At 73.0% G+C, this 24,202-nt stretch carries 21 protein-coding genes; 12 read left to right on the forward strand and 9 right to left on the reverse strand.

All coding sequences use genetic code 11. The annotated features are described in order from the left end of the window. Positions 1-35 precede the first annotated feature (35 nt). On the forward strand, positions 36-2,096 hold the full coding sequence (locus LADH09A_RS29465) for a DUF6311 domain-containing protein (RefSeq protein WP_308194712.1): 2,061 nt from the start codon (positions 36-38) through the stop codon (positions 2,094-2,096). Then, positions 2,096-3,895 carry a DUF6311 domain-containing protein gene (locus LADH09A_RS29470; RefSeq protein ID WP_238648934.1) on the forward strand — a complete coding sequence of 600 codons (1,800 nt, stop codon included), beginning with the start codon at positions 2,096-2,098 and terminating at the stop codon, positions 3,893-3,895. The genes LADH09A_RS29465 and LADH09A_RS29470 overlap by 1 nt, the downstream gene beginning before the upstream one ends. Here the strand turns inward: LADH09A_RS29470 and LADH09A_RS29475 are convergent, their stop codons facing one another. Further along, positions 3,896-5,770 (reverse strand): DUF6311 domain-containing protein, encoded by a 1,875-nt coding sequence (locus tag LADH09A_RS29475; protein ID WP_238648986.1) that lies wholly within the window; start codon positions 5,768-5,770, stop codon positions 3,896-3,898. It abuts the gene before it with no gap. Between the two features lie 109 nt (positions 5,771-5,879). Between LADH09A_RS29475 and LADH09A_RS29480 the strand changes: the two genes are divergently transcribed. Continuing rightward, complete coding sequence (locus tag LADH09A_RS29480; protein ID WP_238648935.1) at positions 5,880-7,178, forward strand: outer membrane protein assembly factor BamB family protein; 1,299 nt, start codon at positions 5,880-5,882, stop codon at positions 7,176-7,178. Further along, complete coding sequence (locus tag LADH09A_RS29485) at positions 7,175-8,458, forward strand: outer membrane protein assembly factor BamB family protein (protein ID WP_238648936.1); 1,284 nt, start codon at positions 7,175-7,177, stop codon at positions 8,456-8,458. The genes LADH09A_RS29480 and LADH09A_RS29485 overlap by 4 nt, the downstream gene beginning before the upstream one ends. Here LADH09A_RS29485 and LADH09A_RS29490 read toward each other — a convergent pair whose 3' ends face one another. Then, complete coding sequence (locus LADH09A_RS29490; protein ID WP_238648937.1) at positions 8,459-9,607, reverse strand: C39 family peptidase; 1,149 nt, start codon at positions 9,605-9,607, stop codon at positions 8,459-8,461. Positions 9,608-9,749: 142 nt separating this feature from the next. Here LADH09A_RS29490 and LADH09A_RS29495 point away from each other — a divergent pair, with 142 nt between their 5' ends. From LADH09A_RS29495 to LADH09A_RS29510, 4 genes are all read left to right on the forward strand, one after another. Continuing rightward, the gene (locus tag LADH09A_RS29495) at positions 9,750-10,418 is read left to right on the forward strand and encodes a response regulator transcription factor (RefSeq protein WP_238648938.1); all 669 of its coding nucleotides are present in this window, start codon (positions 9,750-9,752) and stop codon (positions 10,416-10,418) included. Continuing rightward, positions 10,415-11,590 carry a sensor histidine kinase gene (locus LADH09A_RS29500; protein WP_238648939.1) on the forward strand — a complete coding sequence of 392 codons (1,176 nt, stop codon included), beginning with the start codon at positions 10,415-10,417 and terminating at the stop codon, positions 11,588-11,590. Before LADH09A_RS29495 ends, LADH09A_RS29500 begins: the two co-directional genes overlap by 4 nt. Positions 11,591-11,751: 161 nt before the next feature. Next, a complete protein-coding gene (locus LADH09A_RS29505) occupies positions 11,752-12,159 on the forward strand; it encodes a VOC family protein (protein ID WP_238648940.1) in 408 nt (135 codons plus the stop codon). After that, entirely contained in the window at positions 12,156-12,575 is a 420-nt protein-coding gene (locus LADH09A_RS29510; RefSeq protein ID WP_238648941.1) for a VOC family protein, read from the forward strand. Before LADH09A_RS29505 ends, LADH09A_RS29510 begins: the two co-directional genes overlap by 4 nt. Before the next feature lie 27 nt (positions 12,576-12,602). On the opposite strand, the gene LADH09A_RS29515 is transcribed toward LADH09A_RS29510, so the two are convergent. Continuing rightward, the gene (locus LADH09A_RS29515) at positions 12,603-13,091 is read right to left on the reverse strand and encodes an SRPBCC domain-containing protein (protein WP_238648942.1); all 489 of its coding nucleotides are present in this window, start codon (positions 13,089-13,091) and stop codon (positions 12,603-12,605) included. Next, positions 13,088-13,426, reverse strand: a complete 339-nt coding sequence (locus LADH09A_RS29520; RefSeq protein WP_238648943.1) for an ArsR/SmtB family transcription factor — start codon at positions 13,424-13,426, stop codon at positions 13,088-13,090. Before LADH09A_RS29520 ends, LADH09A_RS29515 begins: the two co-directional genes overlap by 4 nt. A gap of 93 nt (positions 13,427-13,519) precedes the next feature. On the opposite strand from LADH09A_RS29520, the gene LADH09A_RS29525 reads away from it, so the two are divergent. Next, positions 13,520-14,062, forward strand: coding sequence for a levansucrase (locus LADH09A_RS29525; RefSeq protein ID WP_238648944.1), 543 nt, complete (start codon positions 13,520-13,522; stop codon positions 14,060-14,062). Between the two features lie 64 nt (positions 14,063-14,126). Here the strand turns inward: LADH09A_RS29525 and LADH09A_RS29530 are convergent, their stop codons facing one another. The 4 genes from LADH09A_RS29530 to LADH09A_RS29545 form a co-directional block, all read right to left on the reverse strand. Next, positions 14,127-14,900, reverse strand: a complete 774-nt coding sequence (locus LADH09A_RS29530) for a hypothetical protein (RefSeq protein WP_238648945.1) — start codon at positions 14,898-14,900, stop codon at positions 14,127-14,129. 169 nt (positions 14,901-15,069) lie between these two features. Next, positions 15,070-17,130 (reverse strand): 3-hydroxyacyl-CoA dehydrogenase NAD-binding domain-containing protein, encoded by a 2,061-nt coding sequence (locus LADH09A_RS29535; RefSeq protein WP_238648946.1) that lies wholly within the window; start codon positions 17,128-17,130, stop codon positions 15,070-15,072. Then, on the reverse strand, positions 17,127-18,323 hold the full coding sequence (locus LADH09A_RS29540; RefSeq protein WP_238648947.1) for a thiolase family protein: 1,197 nt from the start codon (positions 18,321-18,323) through the stop codon (positions 17,127-17,129). Before LADH09A_RS29540 ends, LADH09A_RS29535 begins: the two co-directional genes overlap by 4 nt. A 187-nt stretch (positions 18,324-18,510) precedes the next feature. Then, positions 18,511-19,830, reverse strand: coding sequence for a ribonuclease D (locus LADH09A_RS29545; RefSeq protein ID WP_238648948.1), 1,320 nt, complete (start codon positions 19,828-19,830; stop codon positions 18,511-18,513). Between the two features lie 199 nt (positions 19,831-20,029). Between LADH09A_RS29545 and LADH09A_RS29550 the strand changes: the two genes are divergently transcribed. Beyond that, complete coding sequence (locus LADH09A_RS29550; RefSeq protein WP_238648949.1) at positions 20,030-21,244, forward strand: S1C family serine protease; 1,215 nt, start codon at positions 20,030-20,032, stop codon at positions 21,242-21,244. 191 nt (positions 21,245-21,435) lie between these two features. Further along, the gene (locus LADH09A_RS29555) at positions 21,436-22,362 is read left to right on the forward strand and encodes a hypothetical protein (protein WP_238648950.1); all 927 of its coding nucleotides are present in this window, start codon (positions 21,436-21,438) and stop codon (positions 22,360-22,362) included. A gap of 16 nt (positions 22,363-22,378) precedes the next feature. Here the strand turns inward: LADH09A_RS29555 and LADH09A_RS29560 are convergent, their stop codons facing one another. Further along, positions 22,379-22,951, reverse strand: coding sequence for a DUF3000 domain-containing protein (locus LADH09A_RS29560; RefSeq protein WP_088946832.1), 573 nt, complete (start codon positions 22,949-22,951; stop codon positions 22,379-22,381). Between the two features lie 149 nt (positions 22,952-23,100). On the opposite strand from LADH09A_RS29560, the gene hemE reads away from it, so the two are divergent. Continuing rightward, a complete protein-coding gene (gene hemE / locus LADH09A_RS29565; RefSeq protein ID WP_238648951.1) occupies positions 23,101-24,198 on the forward strand; it encodes a uroporphyrinogen decarboxylase in 1,098 nt (365 codons plus the stop codon). The last annotated feature ends 4 nt before the right edge of the window (positions 24,199-24,202 follow it).

The following is a 24,202-nucleotide window of genomic DNA, read 5'->3' on the forward strand; positions in this document are numbered from 1 at the left end:
GTGCGTTTTCGTTGCTCCGGTAGACTCCGCCGACTGTGACGCCTGCCGAGTCCCGCGCCCTGCCCGCGCCGCACCCGGAGGCCGCAGCCGGCCCCGACGAGATGGTGAGCTACCGCACACCGGTCGGCGTCTTCGCCGCCCCCGCCCCCGTCGAGGCACCGGCCGAGCCCGAGACACCCACGGACCCGCACGCGCCGGCGGAGCCCGCAACCCCACCGGCCGAGCCGGCAACCCCGCCGGCCGAGCCCGCAACCCCACCGGCCGAGCCGGCAGCGCCCTCTGAGCCCGCAACGCCGGCGGAGGACGTGGCGGTGGCCGACGGTGCGGAGGTCGTACCGACGCGGCCCTGGTGGCGTCGCTGGACCCGGCGACGGCAGCACCTCGCGGTGGGCGGCCTGTTCCTGCTCGCCGCGCTCTGGGTGACCAGTCGGATCTGGTTGGACCCGTCCGGACGGGTGGCCTCGCTCTACACCGGTGACCCGGCCCAGGTGCAGTTCTTCCTCGCCCACTCGGTGCGCGTGGTGCTGCACGGCGAGTACCCGTTCTACACCGAGCAGTTCAACTACCCCGACGGCGTCAACCTGATGGCCAACACGGCCGTGCTGGCGCTGGGCATCCCGATGGTCCCGGTGACGCTGCTCTTCGGGCCGGCGGTCTCCTTCGTGGTGCTGGTGACGCTGGGCCTGGCCGGGACCGCCATGGCCTGGTACCTCATGCTCTCCCGCCACCTGGTGCGTACGCCGCTGGCGGCGGCGGTCGGCGGCTGGTTCTGCGGGTTCTCGCCCGCGATGCTGTCGCACGCCAGTTGGCACCCGAACATCATCAGCCAGTTCCTGCTGCCGTTCATCGTCTGGCGGGTGCTGGTGCTCACCCGGTCCCGCCGACCGGTCCGGGACGGGGCGCTGCTCGCCCTGCTGGTCACCGTGCAGGCGTTCATCAACGAGGAGATCCTGCTCTTCACGGCGCTGGCCTGCGGGGTGTTCCTACTGGCTGTGCTCGCGCAGGAGCCCGCCCGCTGGTCGGCGGCCTGGCGACCGATCGGCGTCGGCGTGGTGACCTGCGCGCTGCTGGCCGGGGCGCTGCTGGCGTACCCCCTGTACGTGCAGTTCGCCGGGCCGATGGCCTACCACGGGCTCAGCGACGCGGTGAAGGACTACGGCAACGACATCGCCGCCTTCTTCGCCCCCGGCTCGCCCACCCTCGGCGGCAACCAGCGAGCCAACATCAACCTGGCGCCGAACTACTCGGAGGAGAACGCCTTCTTCGGCTGGAGCCTGTCCATGCTCGCCGTCGGCATCGTGGTCTGGCTGCGCCGGGAGCTGATCGTCCGGGCGCTCGCGGTGACCGGCCTGTTCTTCGCCCTCCTGTCGCTCGGTGAGCGGGTCTCCTGGTGGGACCGTGAGCTGGTCACCGGGCCGTGGCAGTTGCTGGTCCACCTGCCGCTGCTGGACGCGGTCGTGCCGACCCGGTTCGGTCTGATCACGAGTGTGGTGGTCGGTCTGCTGCTGGCGCTCGCCGTCGAGCGGGCCTGGGCGCTGCGACCGGCCGACCGGCGCACCGTGCGGACGCTCACCGCGGCGGGCCTGGCGTTCGCGCTGCTGCCGATCGCTCCGATGCCACTGCGGATGGTCTCCCGCCCGCCGGTGCCGGACTTCATCACGGCCGACCGCTGGCGGACGTACGTCGGGCCGGACCAGACGCTGGTGCCGATCCCGGTGCCCAGCATGGGTAACACGCACGGCATGCGCTGGGCGGCGGCCACCAACCTCGACTTCAAGATCCCCGGCGGTTACTTCCTCGCCCCGCGAAACGGCAACACCGGTGACGCGGGCCGGTTCGGCGGCCGACCCAGTGGGGTGGGTCAGATGCTGGAGGAGGTGGCGACCACCGGGCGTATGCCGAAGCTCGACGACCGGCAGCGCCGCCGCTTCACCGACGAGTTGCGGCACTGGCGTGCCGCGATCCTGGTGCTGCCGGTCCGCCAGCAGAACGCCGAGCCGCTGCGGCGTACCGTCGAGGACCTGGTCGGCCCCGGCCGCCAGGAACTGGACGTCTGGGTGTGGGACGTCCGGGCGCTGACCGACCGCTCGGTCTGATGACCACCGGGACGACGTCCCCGGCCACCTCACCCCCGGTGGTGGCCCGCCCGTCCCGTCCGGGCTGGCTGCGGGACCTGCTGGTGGTGGCCGGCTATCTGGGCCTGGCCGCGGTGCTGACCAGCGCGCAGTGGGGCCACCCGTGGCGGCTGTTCCACCAGGCGGGCGACCAGATCCTCTTCGAGTGGATGCTGGCCCACGCGGCGCACGCCGTGGTCGCGGGGGAGAACCCGCTGCACAGTGCCGGCTTGAACGCGCCGGACGGGGTCAACCTGATGGCGAACACCTCGGTGCTGGGCCTGGGTGTCCCCTTGGCACCGGTCACGCTGCTCTTCGGCTCGCAGGTCGCGTTCTGCGTGGCGGTCGCCTGCTGCCTCGCCGGCACGGCCGCCGCCTGGTACGCGCTGCTGCGCCGCCGGCTGGTCACCACCCGTTCCGCCGCTGCGGTCGGCGGGCTGATCTGCGGTTTCGCCCCGGGCATGATCGCCCAGGCGGGCGCGCACCTGCACATCGCCGCGCAGTTCCTGGTGCCCCCGATCCTCGCCCTGGTGTTCCGGCCCACCCCGGACGCGGCGCACCGGCTGGCCGGCGTGTGGCGTCCCGGCGTCGTCCTCGGGCTGCTGCTGGTCTGGCAGGTCTTCATCGGCGAGGAGGTGCTGGTCTTCCTGGCGCTCGCGGCGGGGGTGTTCGCGCTGGGCTACGCGCTGGCCGACCGGGTGGCCGCGCGAAGGCTCGCGCCGGCCCTCCTGGGCCGGCTGGGGGTCGCGGCCGGGGTGGCGGCGGTGCTGCTGGCGTACCCGCTGTGGTTCCAGTTCCACGGCCCGCAGCACTACTCCGGGATGGCGTTCGCCACGCACGCCTTCCAGTTGGACGCGGCGTCGTTCACCGCGTCGGCCCGGCAGACCGTGCTCGGCGACGACTGGCTGCCGGGGTTGCTCTCGCCGAACCCCACCGAGGAGAACTCGTTCTTCGGCCCGGGGCTGCTGGTGCTCGCCGTGGTGATCGTGATCTGGCTGTGGCGACGGCCGCTGGTTCGCGCGCTGGCCGGCTGTGGGCTGCTCTTCGCGCTGCTCTCCCTCGGCACCGAGCTGCGCGTCGACGGCACCGCCACGGGCATTCCGGGGCCCTACCGGCTGGTCGCCGGACTGCCCCTGCTCGATCTCGCGGTGCCGGCCCGCTTCGCGCTGGTCTGCGTACCGGTGCTGGGTGTGCTGGTGGCGCTGTCCCTGGACCGGGTGCGGGCGGCGCGCCGGCTGTCGGCCGCACCCGGGCTGCCGGTGCGGCTGCTCTGGGCGGGCGCGGTGGCCGCCGCGCTGCTGCCGCTGGTCCCGACGCCGATCCGGGTGGTGCCGGTCATGCCGGTGCCGGCGTTCGTCGCCGACGGCGGGTGGCGTCCCCTGGTGCCGCCCGGCCGGACGGTGGTCGCCGTCCCCCCGGTCACCGGCGCGGCGCAGAGCCCGGCGATGCTCTGGTCCGCCCGTACCGGTCTGGCGTTTCCCGCGCCGGGCGGTTACTTCATCGGCCCGAGTGGCCCGGACGACCCGGCGGCCCGTTGGGGCGCGCCGGACCGGCCCACGTCGGTGCTGTTGCGGCGGGTCGCCGAGACCGGCGCGGCACCGGTGCTCACCGACGCCGACCGCCGCCAGGCCGTCGAGGACCTACGGCACTGGCGGGCCGCCGTGGTGGTGCTCGGCGAGCTGCCGAACGGCGACCCGGTCCGGCGGACCGTCGAGGACCTGCTCGGGCCGGGCCGCCCGGTCGACGGCGGGTGGATGTGGGACGTCCGGCAGGTCGACTGATCAACCCACCAGAGCGCGGACGTCCCAGACCCAGACGTCGTCGACCCGCTGGGGCGGCCCGATCAGGCCGGTGACCAGATCACGCAGCACCGCCTCGCGGGGGTGCGCCCCGAGCACCACCACCGACGCCCGCCAGAACCGCAGGTCCTCGACGGCCTGGCGGCGGTTCTCGTCGGTGAGCACCGGGACCGCGTCCTTGTCCATGGTGGAGTAGATGAGGGTGCTGGTGGGCCGGTTCGGCGCGCCGAAGACCCCCTCGCCCAGCTCGTTCGGCCCGATGAAGTAGCCGCCCGGGACGGGGAACTCCTGCCCGGTCAGCGCACTCCACCGCAGCGTCGGCAGGCCGTGCACGTTGCTCGGGATCGGCACCGGCACCAGGGTGCGACCCGCCGGCACGTACGGCCGCCAGCCGCCCGCGGTGATGAAGTGCGGTGGCGGGTCGATCTGCTGGGCGGGCAGCGGCCGGGGGAAGAGCGGCAACACGGCGAGGGCGACCGCCGCGTACCCCACCGGGCGCAGCCAGCGGCGCTTCGCCGGGACCGGCGCGGGCCCGTCGGAGGTCGCGGCCTCTCCGTCCCGCTGGGCCGGCACCCGCGGCTGGTCGGCCACCGGGCGCCCCTGGCGGTGCGCGGCGTCCCAGGTCAGCGCGAGGAGTACGCCGACCGCGGCGGCCACCACCAGCGTCAACCGGGTCGGCATCATCATCTCGACCAGCGGCAGGTCGTCCGGCACGTACGACCACGGGCCACGCACACCGGTCTCGACCCCGTCGAACCGCACCCGCGGCCCGATCGACGCCACGGTGAAGACGACGATCAGCACCGCGGCGATCCGGGCGGGCAACGACCGGCGCACGAGCAGCACCAGGGCGACCACCGAGAGCAGCACCAGGGGCCAGCCGAACCAGGTGTTCTGCTCGGTCAGCCCGATCGTCTTCTCCACGGCCGGGTCACCGGCCCAGGTGTCCCGGGCGAAGGTGACGAAGGCGACCAGGTCCTCGCCCCAGTTGTGGAAGACGCCACCCTGCAGGCCCCGGTAGGACTGCGGGCCGTTGAACTGGAACCAGATCGGGTACGCCGCGAGCAGCAGGGCCAGCCCACCGGCGACGCCGAGCCCGGCCAGGAACGTGCCGGCGACGGCCCGGGTGGCCGCCGGGCGCTGCACGGCGTACGCCAGCACGACGACCAGGCAGGCCAGCGCGGTGAGGAGCAGCATCTCCTCGTTGATGAAGATCTGGTACGTCACCAGCGCCCCGAGCACCAGCCCGTTGCGCCGCCACCGGCCGGGCTCGCCGAGGCGCAGCACCCGCACCACGATCAGCGGCAGCAGGAAGTTGGACACGAAGTTGGGCTGGCCGTTGGCGTGGTGGATGATTCCCGGCGCGAAGCCGAGGAACGCGCCGCCGACGAAGGCCGCCGCCCGGGAGCGCACCAGGTGGCGGGAGAGCATCCAGTAGCCGGTGCCGGCGGTGGCGGCCAGCGCCGCACCGAGGTAGACCGCGTACATCACCTGAGGGCCGAGCAGCATGGTCAGCGGGGCCAGCGGCAGGGTCACCCCGAGCAGCGAGGTGTTGGCCATCATGTTCACCCCGTCCGGGGCGTTCTGCCGGGCCGTGAACAGCGGGTTCTCCAGGTGCCGCACCGAGTACGCGCCGTGCGCGAACAGCCACTCGAACCAGCTGTGGTCGGTGGGCAGGTGCGAGGAGACCCGACCGGTGACGTCACCCCAGTAGTTGAGGCAGACGAAGACGCCCAGCAGCACATAGGCTCCGAGGGCCAACAGGTCGGCTCGGGCCGGGCGGCGTCGAGGCCGCCGTGTCGACTCGGCCTCTGCCGGGTCGGCGTCGGTCAGGGGATTCAGCGAAGGGTCTACCACCGGCACAGCCACGACGCGCCATCGTACAGGCGGGGTTCCGTCGCTTTTGCCGGCCCGGTGCGCTCACGGTCGGTTTGCCGGACGGTGACCGGTCGGCCAGCCTTGGGTGGTGACGGAAGGACGGTCGTTGTCGATCATCGAGCTGGGCGAGATCCGGGACGAGCCCGCGTCGGTGCCTGCGGTTCACCGACCGCGCGCCACCGGTCGACCGCAGCGCAGCGCCGCCGTGCTGTTGCTCAGCCTGGTGGTGCTGGCCGGTGCGACACCCCCGCCGCAGCGGACGGTGAGCGTGGTGCCGGCGTCGCGGACGGCCACGGCGTACCTGGCCGGGGACGGCGTCTTCGTGGTCGACCCGCCGACACCCGACGGGGACCGGCACCTGACCGCGTACGCCCAGCCGTCACCGCCCGGAGCCGGGGTGCGGCGGCGGTGGCAGGCGTCGCTGGCCCGCACCGGCGACTACCTCGACGTCCGGGTCGAGCGGGGGTTGGTGCTGGCGATGGCGGTCATCGCCGCGAACCGGGTGTTCCAGACCACCGCCTTCGACGCCGCGACCGGCCGGCAACGCTGGCGGCATCCCGGGGCTCCTCAGCCGGCCGTCGGCGGCGGTCTGCTGGTGACGGACGTCCGGGGCGACGGGTCGGGCGCGATGAGCGGGGTCGAGCCCGACACCGGCCGGGTGCTCTGGTCGGTGCCGACCCCGCCGGCCGCCGGCACCACCTACCACCTCGACCCGGAGGGCCAGATCGACCGGTTCGTGCTGCTGCAACCGACCGGCGAGATCCAGGTGTACGACGCCGGCACCGGTCACCTGCTGCGCAGCGTCGACACCTTGCCCGGTGACCGCTCGGCGTACCAGCGGGTGCAGATCGTCGGCGACCTGCTGCTGCTCGTCCCGCCCGGCAGCACCCGGCTGGTGGGTTACGGGCTGGCCGAGTTGGAGCCGCGGTGGACGGCCGAGGTGACGCTGGTGTCGCATGTGCTCGACTGCGGTGTTCTGCTCTGTGCGGTGCCGCAGACCGGTGGCCTTCAGGTGCTCGATCCGGCCACCGGCGCGGTGCGGTGGTCGGAACCGGGTCAGGACGTCCTGGCCGACGTCCGGCACGGCCGGTTGCTGATGGCCGTGCCCGGCCAGGGTTACGCGGTGCGGGACGCGGCGACCGGGCGGGTACGCGCCGAGCTGGGCGCGTGGAGCCTGATGCCGGTGCTCCGGGCGGACGATCCGCTGGTCGGCCTGCGCCAGGGGGCCGACGGCCGGATGGTCGTCGCCGAGCTGGACCTGGTGGCCGGCCGAGCGCGGATCGTCGACGTGCTGCGGGGCGTCGCCGGCAGCTGCCAGGCGTCCCTGCCGGTCCTGCTCTGCCAGCGTCTCGACGGCACGACCGCGTTGTGGCGGTTGACGCGGTGAGCGACCCGGTGATCGACCTCGGTGAGCTGCGGCACGGTACGGACCCGGAGCCCCTACCCCGTCCACCCCGCGCCAACGGTCGGCAGGTGCGCTGCGGGCTGGTCCTGCTGCTCGCGCTGGTCACGCTCGCCGCCTCCGCCGTGTCGCCACCCCGGCGGGCCCCGCTGACGCTGCCGGCCCGGCCCGGGGCGGACGTCCTGGTCGACGGTGACCTCGTCCTGGTCATGGAGCCGGCGAGCCCGACGGGGCAGGGGCAGCTGGCCGCGTACCGGCTGCCCGGCGGCGAGCCGGTCTGGCAGGCGCCGCTGTCGGCGGAGGCGCGGTACTGGGGGATGTTCCCGCTGGCCGGGATGATGCTGGCCACCGGCTACGAGATCGGCCCCGAGGGTCGGGAGACACGCACCGTCGCCCTGGACCAGGCGACCGGGGCGTACCGGTGGCAGCAACCGGGCACCGCCTTCGAGCTGACCGACGGCAACCTGCTGCTGCGTACCGGCGGCGAGACCCTGCCGTCCAGTCTCCGCGCGGTCGACACGTGCTGCGGCACCGTGCGCTGGCAGCTGCCCGCCACCACCGCCGAGATCAACGTGCGGGACACCGGCCAGGGAGTGGACCGGGTGGTGCTCAACCAGGTCGACGGGCCGGTCGAGGTCCGCGACGCGATCACCGGCGCGGTGCTGGCCCGCGCCGACCTGCGCCCGCCCGACGGCGGTCAGATCAGAGTGGACCTGACGGGGGACCTGTTGCTGGCCATCGACAGAGGCTCGGGCACGGTCACCGCGTACGGGCTGGACCAGCTCGACCGACGGTGGACCCGCACGGGCGTCCACGTGGACTTCGCGTTGGACTGTGGCGCCGTCCTGTGTGTGCGTACCGGTAACAACGAACTTCAGGCGGTCGACCCCGCGACCGGTGAGCTGCGCTGGAGCAACAGCCGGTGGGGATGGGCCTGGCCGTACGACGGTCGGCTGATCGTCAACGCGTTGACCAGCGAAGACGGGCCGTCGCACTTCGTCGTGCTCGATCCGCTGACCGGCTGGGAGCTGGCCGACCTGGGCCGGTGGGACCTGTACCAACTCAGTGCCGGCGACCGGCTGGTCGGCACGCGCCAGCACCCCGACGGAGGGAAGGTCGTCGGCGAGGTGGACGTCCGTGCCGGGAAGGTACGCGTTCTGGACGTGCTGCCCCAGGCCGCCGGCGAGTGTCAGGCGATCACCGGTCACCTGGTGTGCGGTGCCGCCCCGGTCGGCTCGTACCGGATCTGGCGGTTGCCCGACTGACTACCAGTTCGGCTGGGCCGGCGGCGGGGGCAGCGGCACCGAGGGGGGCCGCAGCACGTACGCCACACCGCCGCTGCCGCGCTGCCAGACCCCCTCGAACCGCTGCCGGGGCACGGTACGGCGGACGGCGTCGTCGTCCGGGGCGTACGGGTCGTTGAGCACCGGGTCGCCGTCGGCGGTGAAGCCGACCAGCACCATCAGGTGCCCTCCGGTGTCGTACCCGAGCCCCGGCACCTCGTCGGCCCGGAACGCGGCGGAGACGATCAGGGGGATGCCGGCCGCGACGAACGCCTCCGCCTCGACCAGCGACCGCAGCCGGGTGACGAACGCGTCCACCCCGTACCGGCCGGCGTACGCGGTGTTGAACGACCAGTTGCCCGCCCCGGCGTACGCGTGGTCGTAGCAGTGTCGGGCGGCGTGCACCACCACCGGACGCGGGCCGGCCGGCTCCACCCAGGCGTAGTGCTCCGGCGCCGGCTCGGCACCCCAGTGGGCGAGCACCATCGAGGTGCAGGTTGGGCTGCACCAGGAGTCGCCGCCACCTCCCCACTGCGGGTACTGGCCGGCGTGCAGCCGCTGCGAGTAGCGGGGCACGTCCAGCACCCGACCCCAGGCGGCGGACGAGGTGGGCTGGGCGTACCCCTGGTCGGTGGTCGTGGGACCGGTGGCGACCGCGCCGACGCTGCGCAGCACCGGGCCGGTCGGGCTCTCCGCCGGCCGGCACACGGTGACCCGCGCCTGCCAGCCGGTGACCGTCGCGCCGGTCACGATCAGGGTGTCGGTGTCGACCCGGGCGTCGCCGTCGCGCTGCCCGGGCACCGAGGTGCGTCGTACCGCCCGGTCGTCGGACGCCCAGCGGGCCAACCGGTACCAGCCGGTGCTGGGCGCGTCGTCGTGCCACCCGCGCAGCTCGACCTCGATCCAGCAGCCGGCCGGGGTGTCGGCGGTCCAGGACGGCACCACCTCGCTGACGGCGAAGCCGGCCCGCACCGGCGGCGACGTCCAACTGCCCCGCTGGTTCACGCCGTCGAGGGCCAGCCCGCGACCGGTGGCGACCAGGCTGTCGCCGCTGCCGGCCGTCGTGTCGGCCGGCAGGTGGAAGCCCCGGTAGGCGATGTCCCGCCGGGTGGGTGGTGCCGCGATGGTCATGCCAGGTCCGTCCGTCGTTCGGTGCCGCCGGCCAGCATCGCGTACGCCGGGATAGTCCGCAACGTCGACCGGCGCGGGCGGCGAGGGACGATGGTTGCCCGCCGGCACTAGGTTGTCGGTGGTCAGCAGCGAGGAGGCCGGGATGCGGGTACTGGTGGTGGAGGACGAGCGCAACCTCGCCGACGCGATCGCGCGCGGGTTGCGCAAGCGGGGGATGGCGGTCGACGTGGCGTACGACGGCGACGCCGGCCACGAGGCGGCGTTCGTCACCCGGTACGACGTGGTGGTGCTCGACCGGGACCTGCCGGGCGTGCACGGTGACCAGATCTGCGCCGACCTGGCCGCCTCCGGCGCGTTGACCCGGGTGCTGATGCTCACCGCGAGCGGCACGGTGGCCGACCGGGTGGAGGGGTTGCAGCTCGGCGCGGACGACTACCTGCCCAAACCGTTCGCCTTCGACGAGCTGGTCGCCCGGGTGCAGGCGCTGGGTCGGCGGGCCACCCCGGCCGCGCCGCCGGTGCTCGAACTGGCCGACCTGGTGCTCGACCCGGCCCGTCGGGTGGCCACCCGCGCCGGTGTGCCGGTCGACCTCACCAACAAGGAGTTCGGGGTGCTGAGCGAGCTGCTCAAGGCTCGTGGCGCGGTGGTCTCCAGCGAGGAGCTGCTGGAACGCGTGTGGGACGCGAACACCGACCCGTTCACCACCATCGTCCGGGTCACCGTGATGACGCTGCGCAAGAAGCTCGGCGACCCGCCGCTGATCGAGACAGTGGTCGGCGCGGGTTACCGCACCGCCGAGGTGAACGCGTGAGCCGCCGGTTGCGGCCCACCCTGCGGTTGCGGCTGACCCTGCTCAACGGGGTGCTGCTGATCGGGGCCGGCGCGATCCTGGTGCTGCTGGCCTGGCTGCTGGTCCGTGACGCGCTGCGACCCACCGACGAGTTGCTGCCCGGCACGGTCGTGCTGCTGGCCGACGGCGAGTCGATGGACGCCGCCCAGTGGCAGCGGCAACTCGTCGACGCCGCCTCCGGGGAGCTGCTGGCCAAGGGTCTCGTCGCGCTGCTGGCGATCAGCGTCGTCGGGGTGGCCGGGGCGTACGCGGTGGCCGGGCGGGCGCTGCGCCCACTGCACCAGGTCACCGCGACCGCCCAGCGGCTCGGCGAGGCGACCCTGGACCAGCGGATCGGCTACTCGGGCGCCGACGACGAGGTGGCCGAGCTGGCCAAGACGTTCGACGCCATGCTGGACCGGATCGCGTCCGCCTTCGAGGCGCAGAAACGCTTCGTGGCGAACGCCTCGCACGAGCTGCGTACCCCGCTCGCCGTGATGCGCACCGAGATCGACGTGACGCTCAGCGACGACGACGCGGACGCCGCCGAGTACCGCCGGATGGCGACAGTGGTCCGCGACGCCTCGGAGCGGGCCAACGGCCTGGTGGACGCGCTGCTGGTGCTGGCCCGCAGCGAGGCCCAGGCCGGGCGGCAGTTGGGCCGGCGTACCGAGTGTGACCTCGCCGCCGGCACCGCCAACGCGCTGTCCGCGATGCGTCGGGAGGTGGAACGGATCGGCCTGAAGGTCCAGACGTCACTGGAGTCCGCGCCGGTCGTCGGTGACCCGGGGCTGCTCGACCGGCTGGCCGGCAACCTCATCGAGAACGCGGTCCGCTACAACCACCTGCACGGCCGGCTCTGGGTGCGCACCGGCACCGACGGCGACCGGTCCTGGCTGGTGGTGGGCAACACCGGCTTCGAGGTGGACCAGGCCGACGTGCCGGGGCTGTTCGAGCCGTTCCGGCGTGGTGGCCGCGAACGGACCGGTGCTCGCGGCTCCGGCCTGGGGTTGTCCATCGTCCGGGCGGTCTGCACGGCGCACGGCGGCACGGTACGGGTGATCGCGCAGTCGGGTGGTGGTCTGGAGGTGACCGTCACCCTCCCGTCGGCGGACGCCCCGGCGCTGAACGGGTCGGTGCCCAGCCACGGCTGACGGGGGTTGCGCGCGGCGTCCCGCCGGTGGAAAGATCACGGCGTCAGCCCAACAAGCGAAGGGGGGTGCGTCGATGTCCACCGATCATGACTCCGCACCCCGGGTGTGCGCCGGCTGACTCCCGGAAGCGGAGCGTCCCATCCCGTACGGAGGGAACACCCGTGTATCCACGGATCCGCAACATCAGTTTCGACTGTCACGACACGTACGCCCTGGCGGGCTTCTGGGCCGCCGTGCTCGGGTACGCCCGGCACGGTGAGGACGTCCCCGGTGATCCGGAGGCGGCCCTGCTGCCGCAGGATGACGCCACCCCGAACCTGTTCTTCCAAGAGGTGCCGGAGGACAAGGTGACCAAGAACCGGCTGCACATCTGCCTGGAGCCGGTCGACCGGACGCGGGACGAGGAGATCGAGCGGGTGCTCGGCCTCGGCGCCACCGTGGTCACCGACCGACGGCGGGCCGACGGCACGGGTTGGGCGGTGCTCGCCGACCCGGAGGGGAACGAGTTCTGCGTGGTCCGCAGCGCCGGGGAACGTGTCCACACCACCACTGTGGAGGACCAGCTGTGAGTTCGACGATCCACAACATCAGCATCGACTGCCACGACACGTACGCGCTGGCCGGCTTCTGGGCGCAGGTCTTCGACTGCCCCCGGCACCCCGACGACTTCCCCGGCGACCCGGAGGCGATGCTCCTGCCGCCGGGTGGCCCGGAGGTGCTCTTCCTCGCCGTGCCCGAGGGCAAGGCGGTGAAGAACCGACTGCACCTGGACCTGCAACCCACCGACCGCACGCGGGCCGAGGAGGTCGAGCGGCTGCTGGGCATCGGCGCGACGCTCGTCGCCGACCACGTCGGCCCGACCGGCGGGGGTTGGGTGGTGCTCGCCGACCCGGAGGGCAACGAGTTCTGCGTGCTCGGCAACGCTGACGAGCGGGCGGCGGCAGCGGCGGCGCGGGCCGCGGCGGGAGACGGCGAACCGGCCTGACCGCCGGCGTACGACCAGGGGTCCCGGTCACCTTCGGGTGCCCGGGGCCCCCTGGCTCTCGGCGACCTCGGCGAGTTGTGCGGTGACCGAACCCCAGCCGTCCGCGAAGCCGATCTTCTCGTGCAGGTCACGAGCGGCGGGATCACCGTGGCGGACGACGACCCGGTACTCCGTGCCGTCCGGGTGATCCCTCATCGTGATCTCCGCGGTCATCGGGATTGGGCTGGGGTTGGCGGGCCGCCAGGCGCTGTCGATCACGTTCGTGAAGACGATCCGCTCACGATCGTCGACGACGAGGAAGCACGCGTCGAGGTGCGGGACGAACTCCACCCCGTCGTCGCTCATCCGGGTCACCAGCGCGCCGCCGGGCCGAACCTCCAGGCGGTCGACGCGGCACAGAGACGGCGCCGGGACCCACCACTTCTCGAAGCGGGACGGGTCGGTCCAGGCGGTCCACACGGCAGCGCGAGGGGCGCGGATGACCCGCGTCATGGTCAAATCCAGATCGGGATTCATTGCTGATTCTCCTGCTGATCGGTGACGAGGCGTTCGAGGCGATCCGTGCGCTCCTCCCAGATCCGGCGCTGCTCCGCGAGCCAGTCGTCGACGACGGCGAGTCGCTCGCGGTTGAGCACACAGGTGCGCACCCGGCCGGACTTGGTCGTGCGGATCAGCCCGTTCGATTCGAGCGTCTGCACGTGCTTCATGAACGAGGGAAGGGTCATCGGGAACTCGCGGGCGAGATCGCCGACGCTCGTCGGGCCGTGCCCGAGGCGTCGGATGACCCAGCGCCGGGTCGGGTCGGCGAGGGCGACGAACACGCCGTCGAGCTGCGCCGAATACTGTGCCATGCGGCTAAGTGTTGCGGGAGATGACACTTAGCGCAAGGGCAAAGTATTTTTCCATGATCGACGAGGCGGCGGGGCAGGCGGCGGTGGTGTTAGATGAGCGCCCACAGCGAGCCAGCGAAAGGCGTGGGGCAGATGGACACGACGGCGACGGAGCCGGTGCAGGCGTACCTCAGCGCGACCGGTGAACGGCTTCGGGCCGACGGCTGCGAGGTGAGGATCGAGGACTGGGGCGGCGCGCCGGTGCTCATCGGCTACCGGGGTGATTTCAAGCTGCGGTGGATGGCGACGAAGATGCACCTGTTCACGATCGCCGCGCCGGCCGCGCTGGTCACGGCGGACGCCCTGCAGAGCTTCACGGCCATGGCAATGGACTACGTACTGGCCCGCAAGGGGCAGCTGCGCGGCTTTCAGAACGGCATGGCGGTGTTCCCCGCCCTGGTCGGCACCCAGATCGACCCGGCGGCCTCCACGTGGGCGCAGCAGGGGCAGCAGGTGAGGTTCGCGGCGGTGGGCCGCCCGGTGGCGGTGGACGCCAACACCGGCACGGCAGCCGCGTACCGGGGCAACCCGGTGCTCGGCATCATCTACGCCGCCCACCTGCGCAGCAAGCTGAACGCGTACTTCCCGGTGGTCTGACGCCGAGCGGTACGGCACGGGGCCCCGGCCACCCGAGGGTGGCCAGGGCCCCGGTCGATCACGGTCAGGAGCGCTGCTCGACCTGACCCCGGATCGTGACGAACTCGGCCTTGGCCTGGTCGGCGGACTTGAAGTACATGACCACCATGCCCAGGCTGCCCTTGTCGGCCCAGACGCAGACGCCCAGCGGCACGCTCTCCGCCTTGCCGTCGCCGCACTTCGCCTCACCGCCGAGCGGGCCGGGATCGACGGCCGCCAGGTTGGTGACCGTCAGCTCGGCGGAGAGCCCGCTGATGGCGGCGTCCATCTCCTTCTTCGGGTCGTTCAACAGGCCGGACGCGCCGGCGATCATGACGAGGTCCTGCTTGGTCGGGTCGCCGTAGAAGGCGCCGACCGCGCTGGTCTCGTTCTGCACCGACGACTTCATCTCGCGGACCATCTGGTCGGCGGCCGTCTGCAGCTGCGGGTCGGTGACCTTCGGCCGGCCGGCGAGGGTGGCCGGCGCGACCACCCGGGTCTTGCTGGCGTCGACGACGTCGCCCACCTCGTCCTTGACCGTGAGCCAGGTGATCACCCCGCCGCCGACGCAGAGCACCAGCACCACGGCCAGCACGATCAGCACGATCTTGCCGACCTTCGACTTCTTCTTCACCGGCTGCGGGGCGCCGAGCAGGTTGGGATCGCCGTACGGCTGACCCGGCTGCGCGGGCGGGAATCCCTGCTGCTGCGGCGGCGGCCAACCACCGGGCTGCTGCGGCTGGCCCGGCTGACCGGGCTGCTGCGGCGGGGTGGGGGAATCGTGCGGCGGGCCGTAGGGGTTGGCCGGCGGCTGGGACATCAGTCAGCTCCAAGTTGGGGGTGCAAAGCGCGTGATCTTAACCCGCTGAAGACCCCGAGCGTTGTCCCTGCACAGGCTCCCTGCGACCGCCATCTGATCACAAACGGTCGCGGTGGCCGGCCGTCCACCAGGGACGCTCCGACCACCGCGACGGTGGTGCTGTGATCGGTCAGGCCGGCAGACTCGCCGCCCCGCGCGGCAGGAAACGCGTGCCGGTGACCCGCTCCGACGTGCCCGTCCGGTCCAGGTACGGCGTCACGCCGCCCAGGTGGAACGGCCAACCGGCGCCCAGGATCATGCACAGGTCGATGTCCTGCGCCTCGGCGACCACGCCCTCGTCCAGCATCAGCCGGATCTCCTGCGCGAGCGCGTCGAGCGCGTTCTGGCGTACCTGCTCGGCGGTCAGCGGCTGGTCACCGACGACGAGCAGCTTGGCCACCTCGTCGTTGACCTGGTCGTCGACCACGATCGGCTGGCCCGAGTCGGCGATCCGCTTGAGGTTCTCGCTGACGCCGAACCGGTCCGGGTACGCGGCGTGCAGGGTGCCGCCCACGTGGTACGCGACGGCCGGCCCGACCAGCTGGAGCAGGGCGAGCGGACGCATCGGCAGGCCCAGCGGGTCCAGTGCGCTGTTGGCCACGTCCAGTGGGGTGCCCTGGTCGACGGCGGCGAAGACGGTGCCCAGGAAGCGGGTGAGCAGCCGGTTCACCACGAACGCCGGGGCGTCGGAGACCAGCACGCTCGACTTCCTGAGCTGCTGGCCGACCGCGAACGCGGTGGCGAGCGTGACGTCGTCGGTGCGCTCACCACGGACGATCTCCAGCAGCGGCAGCACCGCCACCGGGTTGAAGAAGTGGAAGCCGACCACCCGCTCCGGGTGCGCCAGCTCGGCGGCCATCTCGGTGATCGACAGCGAACTGGTGTTGGTGGCGAGCACCGCCTCCGGGGAGACGATCTTCTCCAGCTCGGCCCAGACCTGCTTCTTGACACCCAGGTCCTCGAAGACGGCCTCGATGACGAAGTCGGCGTCCGCGAAGGCGCTCTTGTCGACCGTGCCGCTGACCAGGCCGTACAGCTTGGCGGCGGTGTTCTTGTCCATCCGGCCCTTGATGACGGCCTTCTCGATCTGGGTGTGCACGTAGCCGACGCCCTTGTCCACCCGGGACTGGTCGAGGTCGGTCATCACCACCGGCACCTGGAGGCGGCGGGCGAACAGCAGCGCCAACTGGCTGGCCATCAGGCCGGCGCCGACGATGCCGACCTTCGTGATCGTGCGGGCCAGGCCCTTGTCCGGTGCGCCGGCCGGCCGCTTGGCCCGCCGCTGCACCAGGTCGAACGCGTACAGACCGCTGCGCAGCTCCTCGGAGAAGACCAGGTCCGCGAGGGCCTCGTCCTCGGCGGCGGTGCCGGCGGCGAAGTCGGCGTCCTTCGCCGTCTCCAGCAGGTCGAGGGCCTTGTACGCGGCCGGGACCGCGCCGTGCAGCCGCTGGTTCAGCGTCTCCCGGGCGAAGTAGAGCACGCCCGCCCACATGTCCTTGTCGACCTCGGGCCGGGTCACGGTGACCTGACCCCGCACCACCCCGGCGGCCCACTCCAGGGACCGCTCCAGGAAGTCGGCCGGCTCCAGGAGGATGTCCGCGATGCCCAGCTCGGCGGCCTGCTTCGGCTTGAGCATCTTGTTCTGCATCAGCGGGTTCTGGATGATCACCTGGGTGGCGGCGGGAATGCCGATCAGGTTCGGCAGCAGTTGGGTGCCGCCCCAGCCCGGCACCAGACCGAGGGAGACCTCGGGCAGGGCCAGAGCCGCCGCCCCACCGGAGAGCGTCCGGTAGTGGCAGTGCAGCGCCAGCTCCAGGCCGCCGCCCATCGCCGCGCCGTTGACGAACGCGAAGGTGGGGACGGAGCTGTCCTTGAGCCGGGCGAAGACCCGGTGACCCAGCCGGCCGATCTCCAGTGCCTGCGCGCGGTCGGCGAGTTGCGGCAGGCCGACGATGTCCGCGCCCACGCAGAAGATGTACGGCTTGCCGGTGACCGCGATGAACGCCGGGTCGGCGGCGAGCGCGGCGGTGATCGCCTCGTCCAGGCTGGCCAGGCCACCCGGGCCGAAGGTGTTCGGCTTGGTGTGGTCGAAGCCGTTGTCCAGCGTGATGAGGGCGGCGGGGCGGTCCAGCCCCGGTACGTTCACCTGACGCAGCAGCGCCCTGGTGACGACCTCGTTCGGTGCCTTCACTTGTTGCCACCCTCCCAGTGCGGGTTCTCCCAGATGACCGTGCCGCCCATGCCGATGCCGATGCACATGGCGGTGACGCCGTAGCGGACCTCGGGGTGCTCGGCGAACTGGCGAGCCAGCTGGGTCATCAGCCGTACGCCGGAGGAGGCCAGCGGGTGACCGATGGCGATCGCGCCGCCCCACGGGTTGACCCGTGCGTCGTCGTCGGCGATGCCGAAGTGGTCGAGGAAGGCGAGCACCTGCACGGCGAACGCCTCGTTCAGCTCGAACAGGCCGATGTCGTCGATGCTGAGCCCGGCCAGGCGCAGCGCCTTCTCCGTCGACGGGATCGGGCCGACGCCCATCACCTCCGGCTCCACACCCACGAAGCCGAACGACACCAGCCGCATGGCGATCGGCAGGCCCAGCTCGCGGGCGGTCGCCTCGTCGGCCAGCAGGCTCGCGGTGGCGCCGTCGTTCAGGCCGGCCGCGTTGCCCGCGGTGACCTTGCCGTGCGGGCGGAACGGGGTCTTCAGGGTGGCGAGCTTCTCCAGTGAGGTGTCCCGCGGGGCCTCGTCCACAGTGGCCAGACCCCAACCACCCTCCGCGTCGCGGATCGACATCGGCACCAGGTCGTCCTGGAGCTTGCCGTTGGCGTACGCCTTGGCGGTCTTCTGCTGCGAGGCGAGCGCGAACGCGTCGGTGCGTGCCTTGGTGATGTGCGGGACCAGGTCGTGCAGGTTCTCCGCGGTGGAGCCCATGACCAGCGCGGACGGGTCGACCAGCTTCTCCGCGATGATGCGCGGGTTGGGGTCGACGCCCTCACCCATCGGGTGGCGGCCCATGTGCTCGACGCCACCCGCGATGGCGATGTCGTACGCGCCCATCGCGATGCCGCTGGCCACGGTGGTGACCGCGGTCATCGCGCCGGCGCACATCCGGTCGATGGCGAAGCCGGGAACGGTCTTGGGCAGACCCGCCAGCAGCGCGGCGGTACGGCCGATGGTGAGGCCCTGGTCGCCGATCTGGGTGGTGGCCGCGATGGCGACCTCCTCGACCCGCTCCGGAGGCAGCTGCGGGTTGCGGCGCAGCAGCTCACGGATGCAGCGGATCACCAGGTCGTCGGCGCGGGTGTTGGCGTACATGCCACCCGCCTTGCCGAACGGGGTACGGACGCCATCGACGAAGACGACATCCCGGACTTCACGGGGCACTTGAGCCTCCTATTCGACCATGATCCGGCCTTCGCGCCGAGCGCGCTACGGACCGGACAAGGGTCGCCGACACGGGCACGTTCCCCCGAATGCTACTCGCCAGTAACCAAACCCGTCCCCGACCCCCGCTGTGGCCCACCCCACACTGCCCCGCGACCCGCGACCCGCGCCCCGGGGCGGCGTGGGGTCAGGGGGTCGGGTCCAGGGCTTCGGTCAGATCGGGGGTGAGGAGGGCGATCTGCCACTCGCGGGCGTTGAGGCCGCGCAGGGTCTCCGCGACCGACTCCTCGGTCAGCTCCTCCGGCGGGGTCCAGGCCAACCGGCGTACCGAGTCCGGCGTGATCAGGTTCTCCGGCGGCAGGTTGTGCTCACCGGCGATGCGGATGACCACCTCCCGGCAGCGGGCCAGTCGACCGGCCGCCACCGGGTCCCGTTCGGCCCAGCGGTGCGGTGGAGGCGGGCCCTCCACGGTCGGCGAGACCGGCAGGGAATCCTCCGGGAGCTGCCGGGCGTCGTCGAGCGCGGCGAGCCAGGTGCGAGCCAGCCGCCGCACCGACCGACCGCCGAAACCGGGCAGGGTCAGCAGCGTCTTCTCGTCCTTCGGGTCCAACTCGGCCGCCGCGATGATCGCCGAGTCGGGCAACACCCGACCGGGCGCGGCGTCGCGCCGGGAGGCGATCTGGTCCCGGGCGTACCACATGGAGCGGACCCGGGCCTGGGCCCGCGCTCCCCGCAGCCGGTGGATGCCGGACGTACGCCGCCAGGGCTCGGCGCGGACCCGCGGTGGGCGCGCCCCGGTGCGGACCAGCGCGGCGAACTCCTCCGCGGCCCAGGCCGACTTGCCCTGCCGGGCCAACTCGGCGTCGAGCGCGTCGCGCAGGTCGGTGAGCAGCTCCACGTCGAGAGCGGCGTACGTCAGCCACGACTCCGGCAACGGTCGGCTCGACCAGTCGGCCGCCGAGTGGTGCTTCTCCAGGGTGAACCCCAGTAGCTGCTCGGTCAGCGCGGCCAACCCGACCCGCTCGAATCCGGCCAGCCGAGCAGCCAGTTCGGTGTCGAACAACCGGCGCGGGCGCAGCCCCACCTCGGCCAGGCAGGGCAGATCCTGACTGGCCGCGTGCAGCACCCACTCGGCCTCGCCGATCGCCTCGTCCAGCGTGCTGAGGTCCGGCAGTGGCAGCGGGTCGATCAGCGCCGTACCCGCGCCGGCCCGGCGTAGTTGCACCAGGTACGCGCGCTGGCTGTAGCGGTAGCCGGAGGCCCGCTCGGCGTCCAGGGCGACGGGGCCGGTGCCTGCCGCGAAACGGGCCACGACCTCGGCAAGCTCGGCCGGAGCGGCCACCGGATCAGGGGTGCCGTCACGCGGGGCGATCAGCGGAACGGGCCCACCGTCGGCCGGGTCGGCTCCCTCGCCTGCCAGCTGCGGCTGGGCCGACGGCGGGTGCTGGGGTGCGTTTCCCGGAAGGTCTTCGGTGGGCCGACGGCGCAGGGGTGGTTCGTCGGTCACCTGCCAACCCTAGTGCGCGCGGTGATCCGGCGGGTGCAGCCGGTCCGGCGTGTGGTGGTCAGGTGTCCACAAGGTGTCCAAACGGATGCCGGACATCGGGGGAGACAAAGCCCGATCGCGCAGGTACGTTCCATCGAACCGCCGCCCGGGACAACGAGTCCAGGGTGGCAGGAAGACCACGGGGAAAGGCACGACGATCATGACGGCTGGCTACGGTTCGGGGGACGGGCGACCGGCGGGTGCCGCACCCGACGACGCGAACGGGTCGAATGCGGGTCGGCCCGGGCCGCTGCCACCGCGCATCGAGCCCCAGCCCGGTTCGACCTGGTCCACGCCAACCTCGGGCGGCACCGACCCGACCCGGCCCGTCCCCGCACCCCGCGCCGAGTGGCCCGTCCCGCCCAACACCGGGCAGTGGGGTCCTCCGCCGGCCCCGTTCGGCGGCGCCGGGCCCTACGGCCCGGGCGCTGCGACGGCCACCCCCGCCCCCGCCGACCGACCGCCGGCCGCACCGGGATATCCGGTCGCCGGCTATGCGCCGCCCGGTCCGGCCAGCGCTGCGCCCTTCGCGACCGCCGGTCACCCCGGCGACCCCGCACACTGGCCCGCCCCGCAGCCGGCGGCCGTCCGACCCGCCCGCCGTCGTTGGCCGGCCGTGCTCGCCACCCTGGCCGTGGTCGTGCTCGCGGCGGTGGCCGGGCTCCAGGCGTACCAGCTCGACCGGCTCGGCGACCGGCTCGCCGACACCGACCGCCGGCTGGCGCAGGCCCAGGACGGCGACCTCGCCCGCCTCGACAGCCTGGACAAGCGCGCGGAGACGTTGGAGAAGCAGGCGGGTGCCGCGTTCAACCCGGAGGCGGTGGCCACCGCCGTGCTGCCCAGCGTGTTCCGGGTCCGGGCCGGTGAGTTCACCGGCACCGCCTTCGCGGTGGGCAAGCCGGCGAGCGGCGGCGGGACGAACCTGTTCACCAACTTCCACGTGGTCGAGGCGGTCTGGAACGGCGGCGGCCGCGAGGTGTTCCTGGAACGCACCAGCCAGCGCTTCCCGGCGACCATCGTCAAGGTCGACAAGACCAACGACGTGGCCCACCTGCGGGCCAGCGGCAAGTTCAGCGGCCTGGTCACCGCACCCGCCGCGGCGAAGTCCGGCCAGCAGATCGTCGTCGTCGGCGCGCCGCTCGGCCTGGAAGACAGCGTGACCACCGGTGTGGTGAGCGCGTTGCGCCCGGCGCAGGGTGGGTCCGGGCCGGCGATCCAGTTCGACGCCCCGATCAACCCGGGCAACTCCGGCGGCCCGGTGATCAATGGCAGCAAGGAAGTTGTCGGCATCGCCACCGCCAAGGCGCGCAACGCCGAGGGCATCGGGCTCGCCGTACCCATCAAGGTTGCCTGCGACGGCTTCAAGATCTGCTGAACCGGTGACCGGCGACGCCGCCGGCCGCGTGCACCACCCAGGGCCCTCGCCGGCCCTCGCCGGCCTTTGCCGACCATCGCCGACCCTTGCCGACCATCGCCGACCCGGCTGACCAGCCGGTCCGAGGCGGTCTCTCCGCAGCACGCCACCGCGTCTGCCGACGCGGGCACCGCCCATCTGGAGGAACGACCATGTCCCAACCCTCGCCCGAGCCGCAGGCTGTCCCGCCGGCCTCCCCGACGTCCTCCGACCCCGACCCCGACCGCACCGTGACGCACGCCGCAGGTCCGCAGGCCGGCCCGTCCGGCGGCGAACCGACCGTCCCACACCAGGCCGTCCCACACCAGGCCGTCCCACACCAGGCCGTCGCGCAGCCGACCAGCGCCGACCCCACCGTCCCACACCCGGTCGCCCAGCCCGCCCCGCAGCCGTACGCGCCGGGGCAGGCCCCGCCGCAGTACCCCGCGAACCCTCCGGCGCCACCGCAGTACGGCGTGCCGCAGGGCGCGCCCGGCTACCCGGCCAGCGCCCCGCCGTACACCGGCCAGCCGATGTCGGCGCCCCCGGTCTCCGGCCCCGCGTACGGCCAGCCGATGTCGGCGCCCCCGGTCTCCGGCCCCGCGTACGGCCAGCCGATGTCGGCGCCGCCGGTCTCCGGTCCCGGGTACGGGCCGCCCTACGGCCCGGCCGTTGCGCCGGCGGGCGGACGCGGTCGCGCGGTGCTCGTGCTGGCCCTGGTGGCCGCGCTGCTCTTCGTCGTCAGCGGTGTGATGACCGGGCTGTTCGTGACGAAGAACAACGAGCTGAACCGCACCGAGAAGCGTCTCACCGGTCAGGTCAGCCAGCGCGACGGCACCATCGCCGCCAACGCCACCGAGATCACGAAGCTGAAGACCGACCTGCGGACGATGCAGGCGAAGCTCGACAACACCGAGCAGGACCTGACCGGCACCCGCAACGACCGTGACGAGCAGGCCCGGCAGAAGACGGTCATCGCGAGCTGCCTGGACAAGCTGACGACCGCGCTGGGAGCGGCGTCGGCCGGCAACAGGGCCGCCTACGACGCGGCGATGAAGGGCCTCGACAAGGTCTGCGACGAGGCGGAGAACTACCTGTAGCCCGCAGCGCCCGGGGTCAGGCTGCGCCGGCGGGGCGGCGGTCGGACAGGGCCGTCACGCCGGGTGGGGGGAGGCCGGCCGTGGAGGCCAGCAGCGCGCACCAGCCGAGCAGGTGTGCGCTGAGGTCGTCGTCGACGGGCGTCCAGGAGGCGCGGATCTCGATGTCACCGACGGTCGGTGGGCCGGCCAGGTCACCGAACCGGGTCGACATGGTCTGCGTCACCGTCCCGCCGATCGCCCGGTGGCCGGCGTCCTGGGCGTCCAACGCGTCGGTCAGCCACGTCCAGCCGACGCCGGGTAGCAGCGGGTCGGCGGCGAGGTCGACCTCCAACTCGGCGGTCACGTAGGTGACCAACCGCAGGGTGCCCTGCCACGCCTCGTGCCCGACCGGGTCGTGCAGCAGGATCAGCCGACCGGTCGCCACCTCGTCGCCGTCGCGCAGCACCGCCGCGGAGAGCGCGAACGCGTACGGGGCGAGCCGCTGGGGGGCCCCGACCTCCTCCAGGGTGATCTCCGGCCGGGGGGCCGCCGACCGCAGCCCGGCGACCGCGCGGGCGAACGTCTCCGGGAGCGCGATCGGGGGGGCCATGTCGGCAGCCTATGCCGCCGCCCGTCCCCCGCTTCGACGGCGCGCCGACGCTCATCGAGGGGCCCCGGCTCCGTCGTGGGCGTAAGGAACGGTGCCCTTCCTCTCACCCCCACCCGGGTGAGGGTGGTGGGCGTGGCACGATTGCGGCGATGACCACGGACACCACGGGCACTGTCGCCCGAGACGGAGAATCCCGCCCCGGCGGACCGGCCGACTCGCCCTTCATTCGGGCCTGCCGACGCCGCCCCGGCCCGCACACCCCGGTCTGGTTCATGCGCCAGGCCGGCCGCTCGCTGCCGGAGTACCGGGAGATCCGGGCGAGCGTGCCGATGCTGGAGTCCTGCCGCCGCCCGGAGCTGGTCACCGAGATCACCCTCCAGCCGGTGCGCCGGCACGGGGTGGACGCGGCCATCCTGTTCAGCGACATCGTGGTGCCCGTTGCCGCGGCCGGCGTCGACCTGGACATCGTGCCGGGCACCGGCCCGGTCGTCGCCGAGCCGATCCGCACCGCCGCCGACGCCGACCGGATCCGCCCGATCACCCGCGACGACGTCTGGTACGTCGACGAGGCCGTCCGGCAGTTGGTCGTCGAGCTGGGCGACACCCCGCTGATCGGTTTCGCCGGTGCGCCGTTCACCCTGGCCAGCTACCTGGTCGAGGGCGGGCCGTCGCGGACCCACGCGAAGACCAAGGCCCTGATGTACGGCGATGAGAAGCTGTGGCACGCGCTCTGCGGCCGGCTGGCCGAGGTGACGCTGGCCTTCCTGCGGGTGCAGATCGACGCCGGAGTGTCCGCCGTGCAGCTGTTCGACTCGTGGGCCGGGGCGCTCTCCGAGGCCGACTACCGCCGTTTCGTGCTGCCGCACTCGACCGCCGTGCTGAGCGGGTTGGCTGACGCCGGCGTGCCGCGGATCCACTTCGGGGTGGGCACCGCCGAGCTGTTGGGCGCGATGGGTGAGGCCGGCGCTGACGTCGTCGGTGTCGACTGGCGTACCCCGCTGGACGTGGCAACCGGCCGGATCGGGGAGGACAAGGCGGTGCAGGGCAACCTGGACCCCACCGTGCTGCTCGCGCCGTGGCCGGTGGTCGAGGCCGAGGTGCGCCGGATCCTGGAGCAGGGCCGGGCGGCCCCCGGGCACGTGTTCAACCTGGGCCACGGGGTGCTGCCGGAGACCGACCCGGAGGTGCTGACCCGGGTCGTCGCGCTGGTGCACGAGCTGTCCACCCGCCGGGCCGACCAGGGCTGACCGG

The organism is Micromonospora cabrerizensis (genome assembly GCF_022230955.1).
Classification (GTDB): Bacteria; Actinomycetota; Actinomycetes; order Mycobacteriales; family Micromonosporaceae; genus Micromonospora; species Micromonospora cabrerizensis.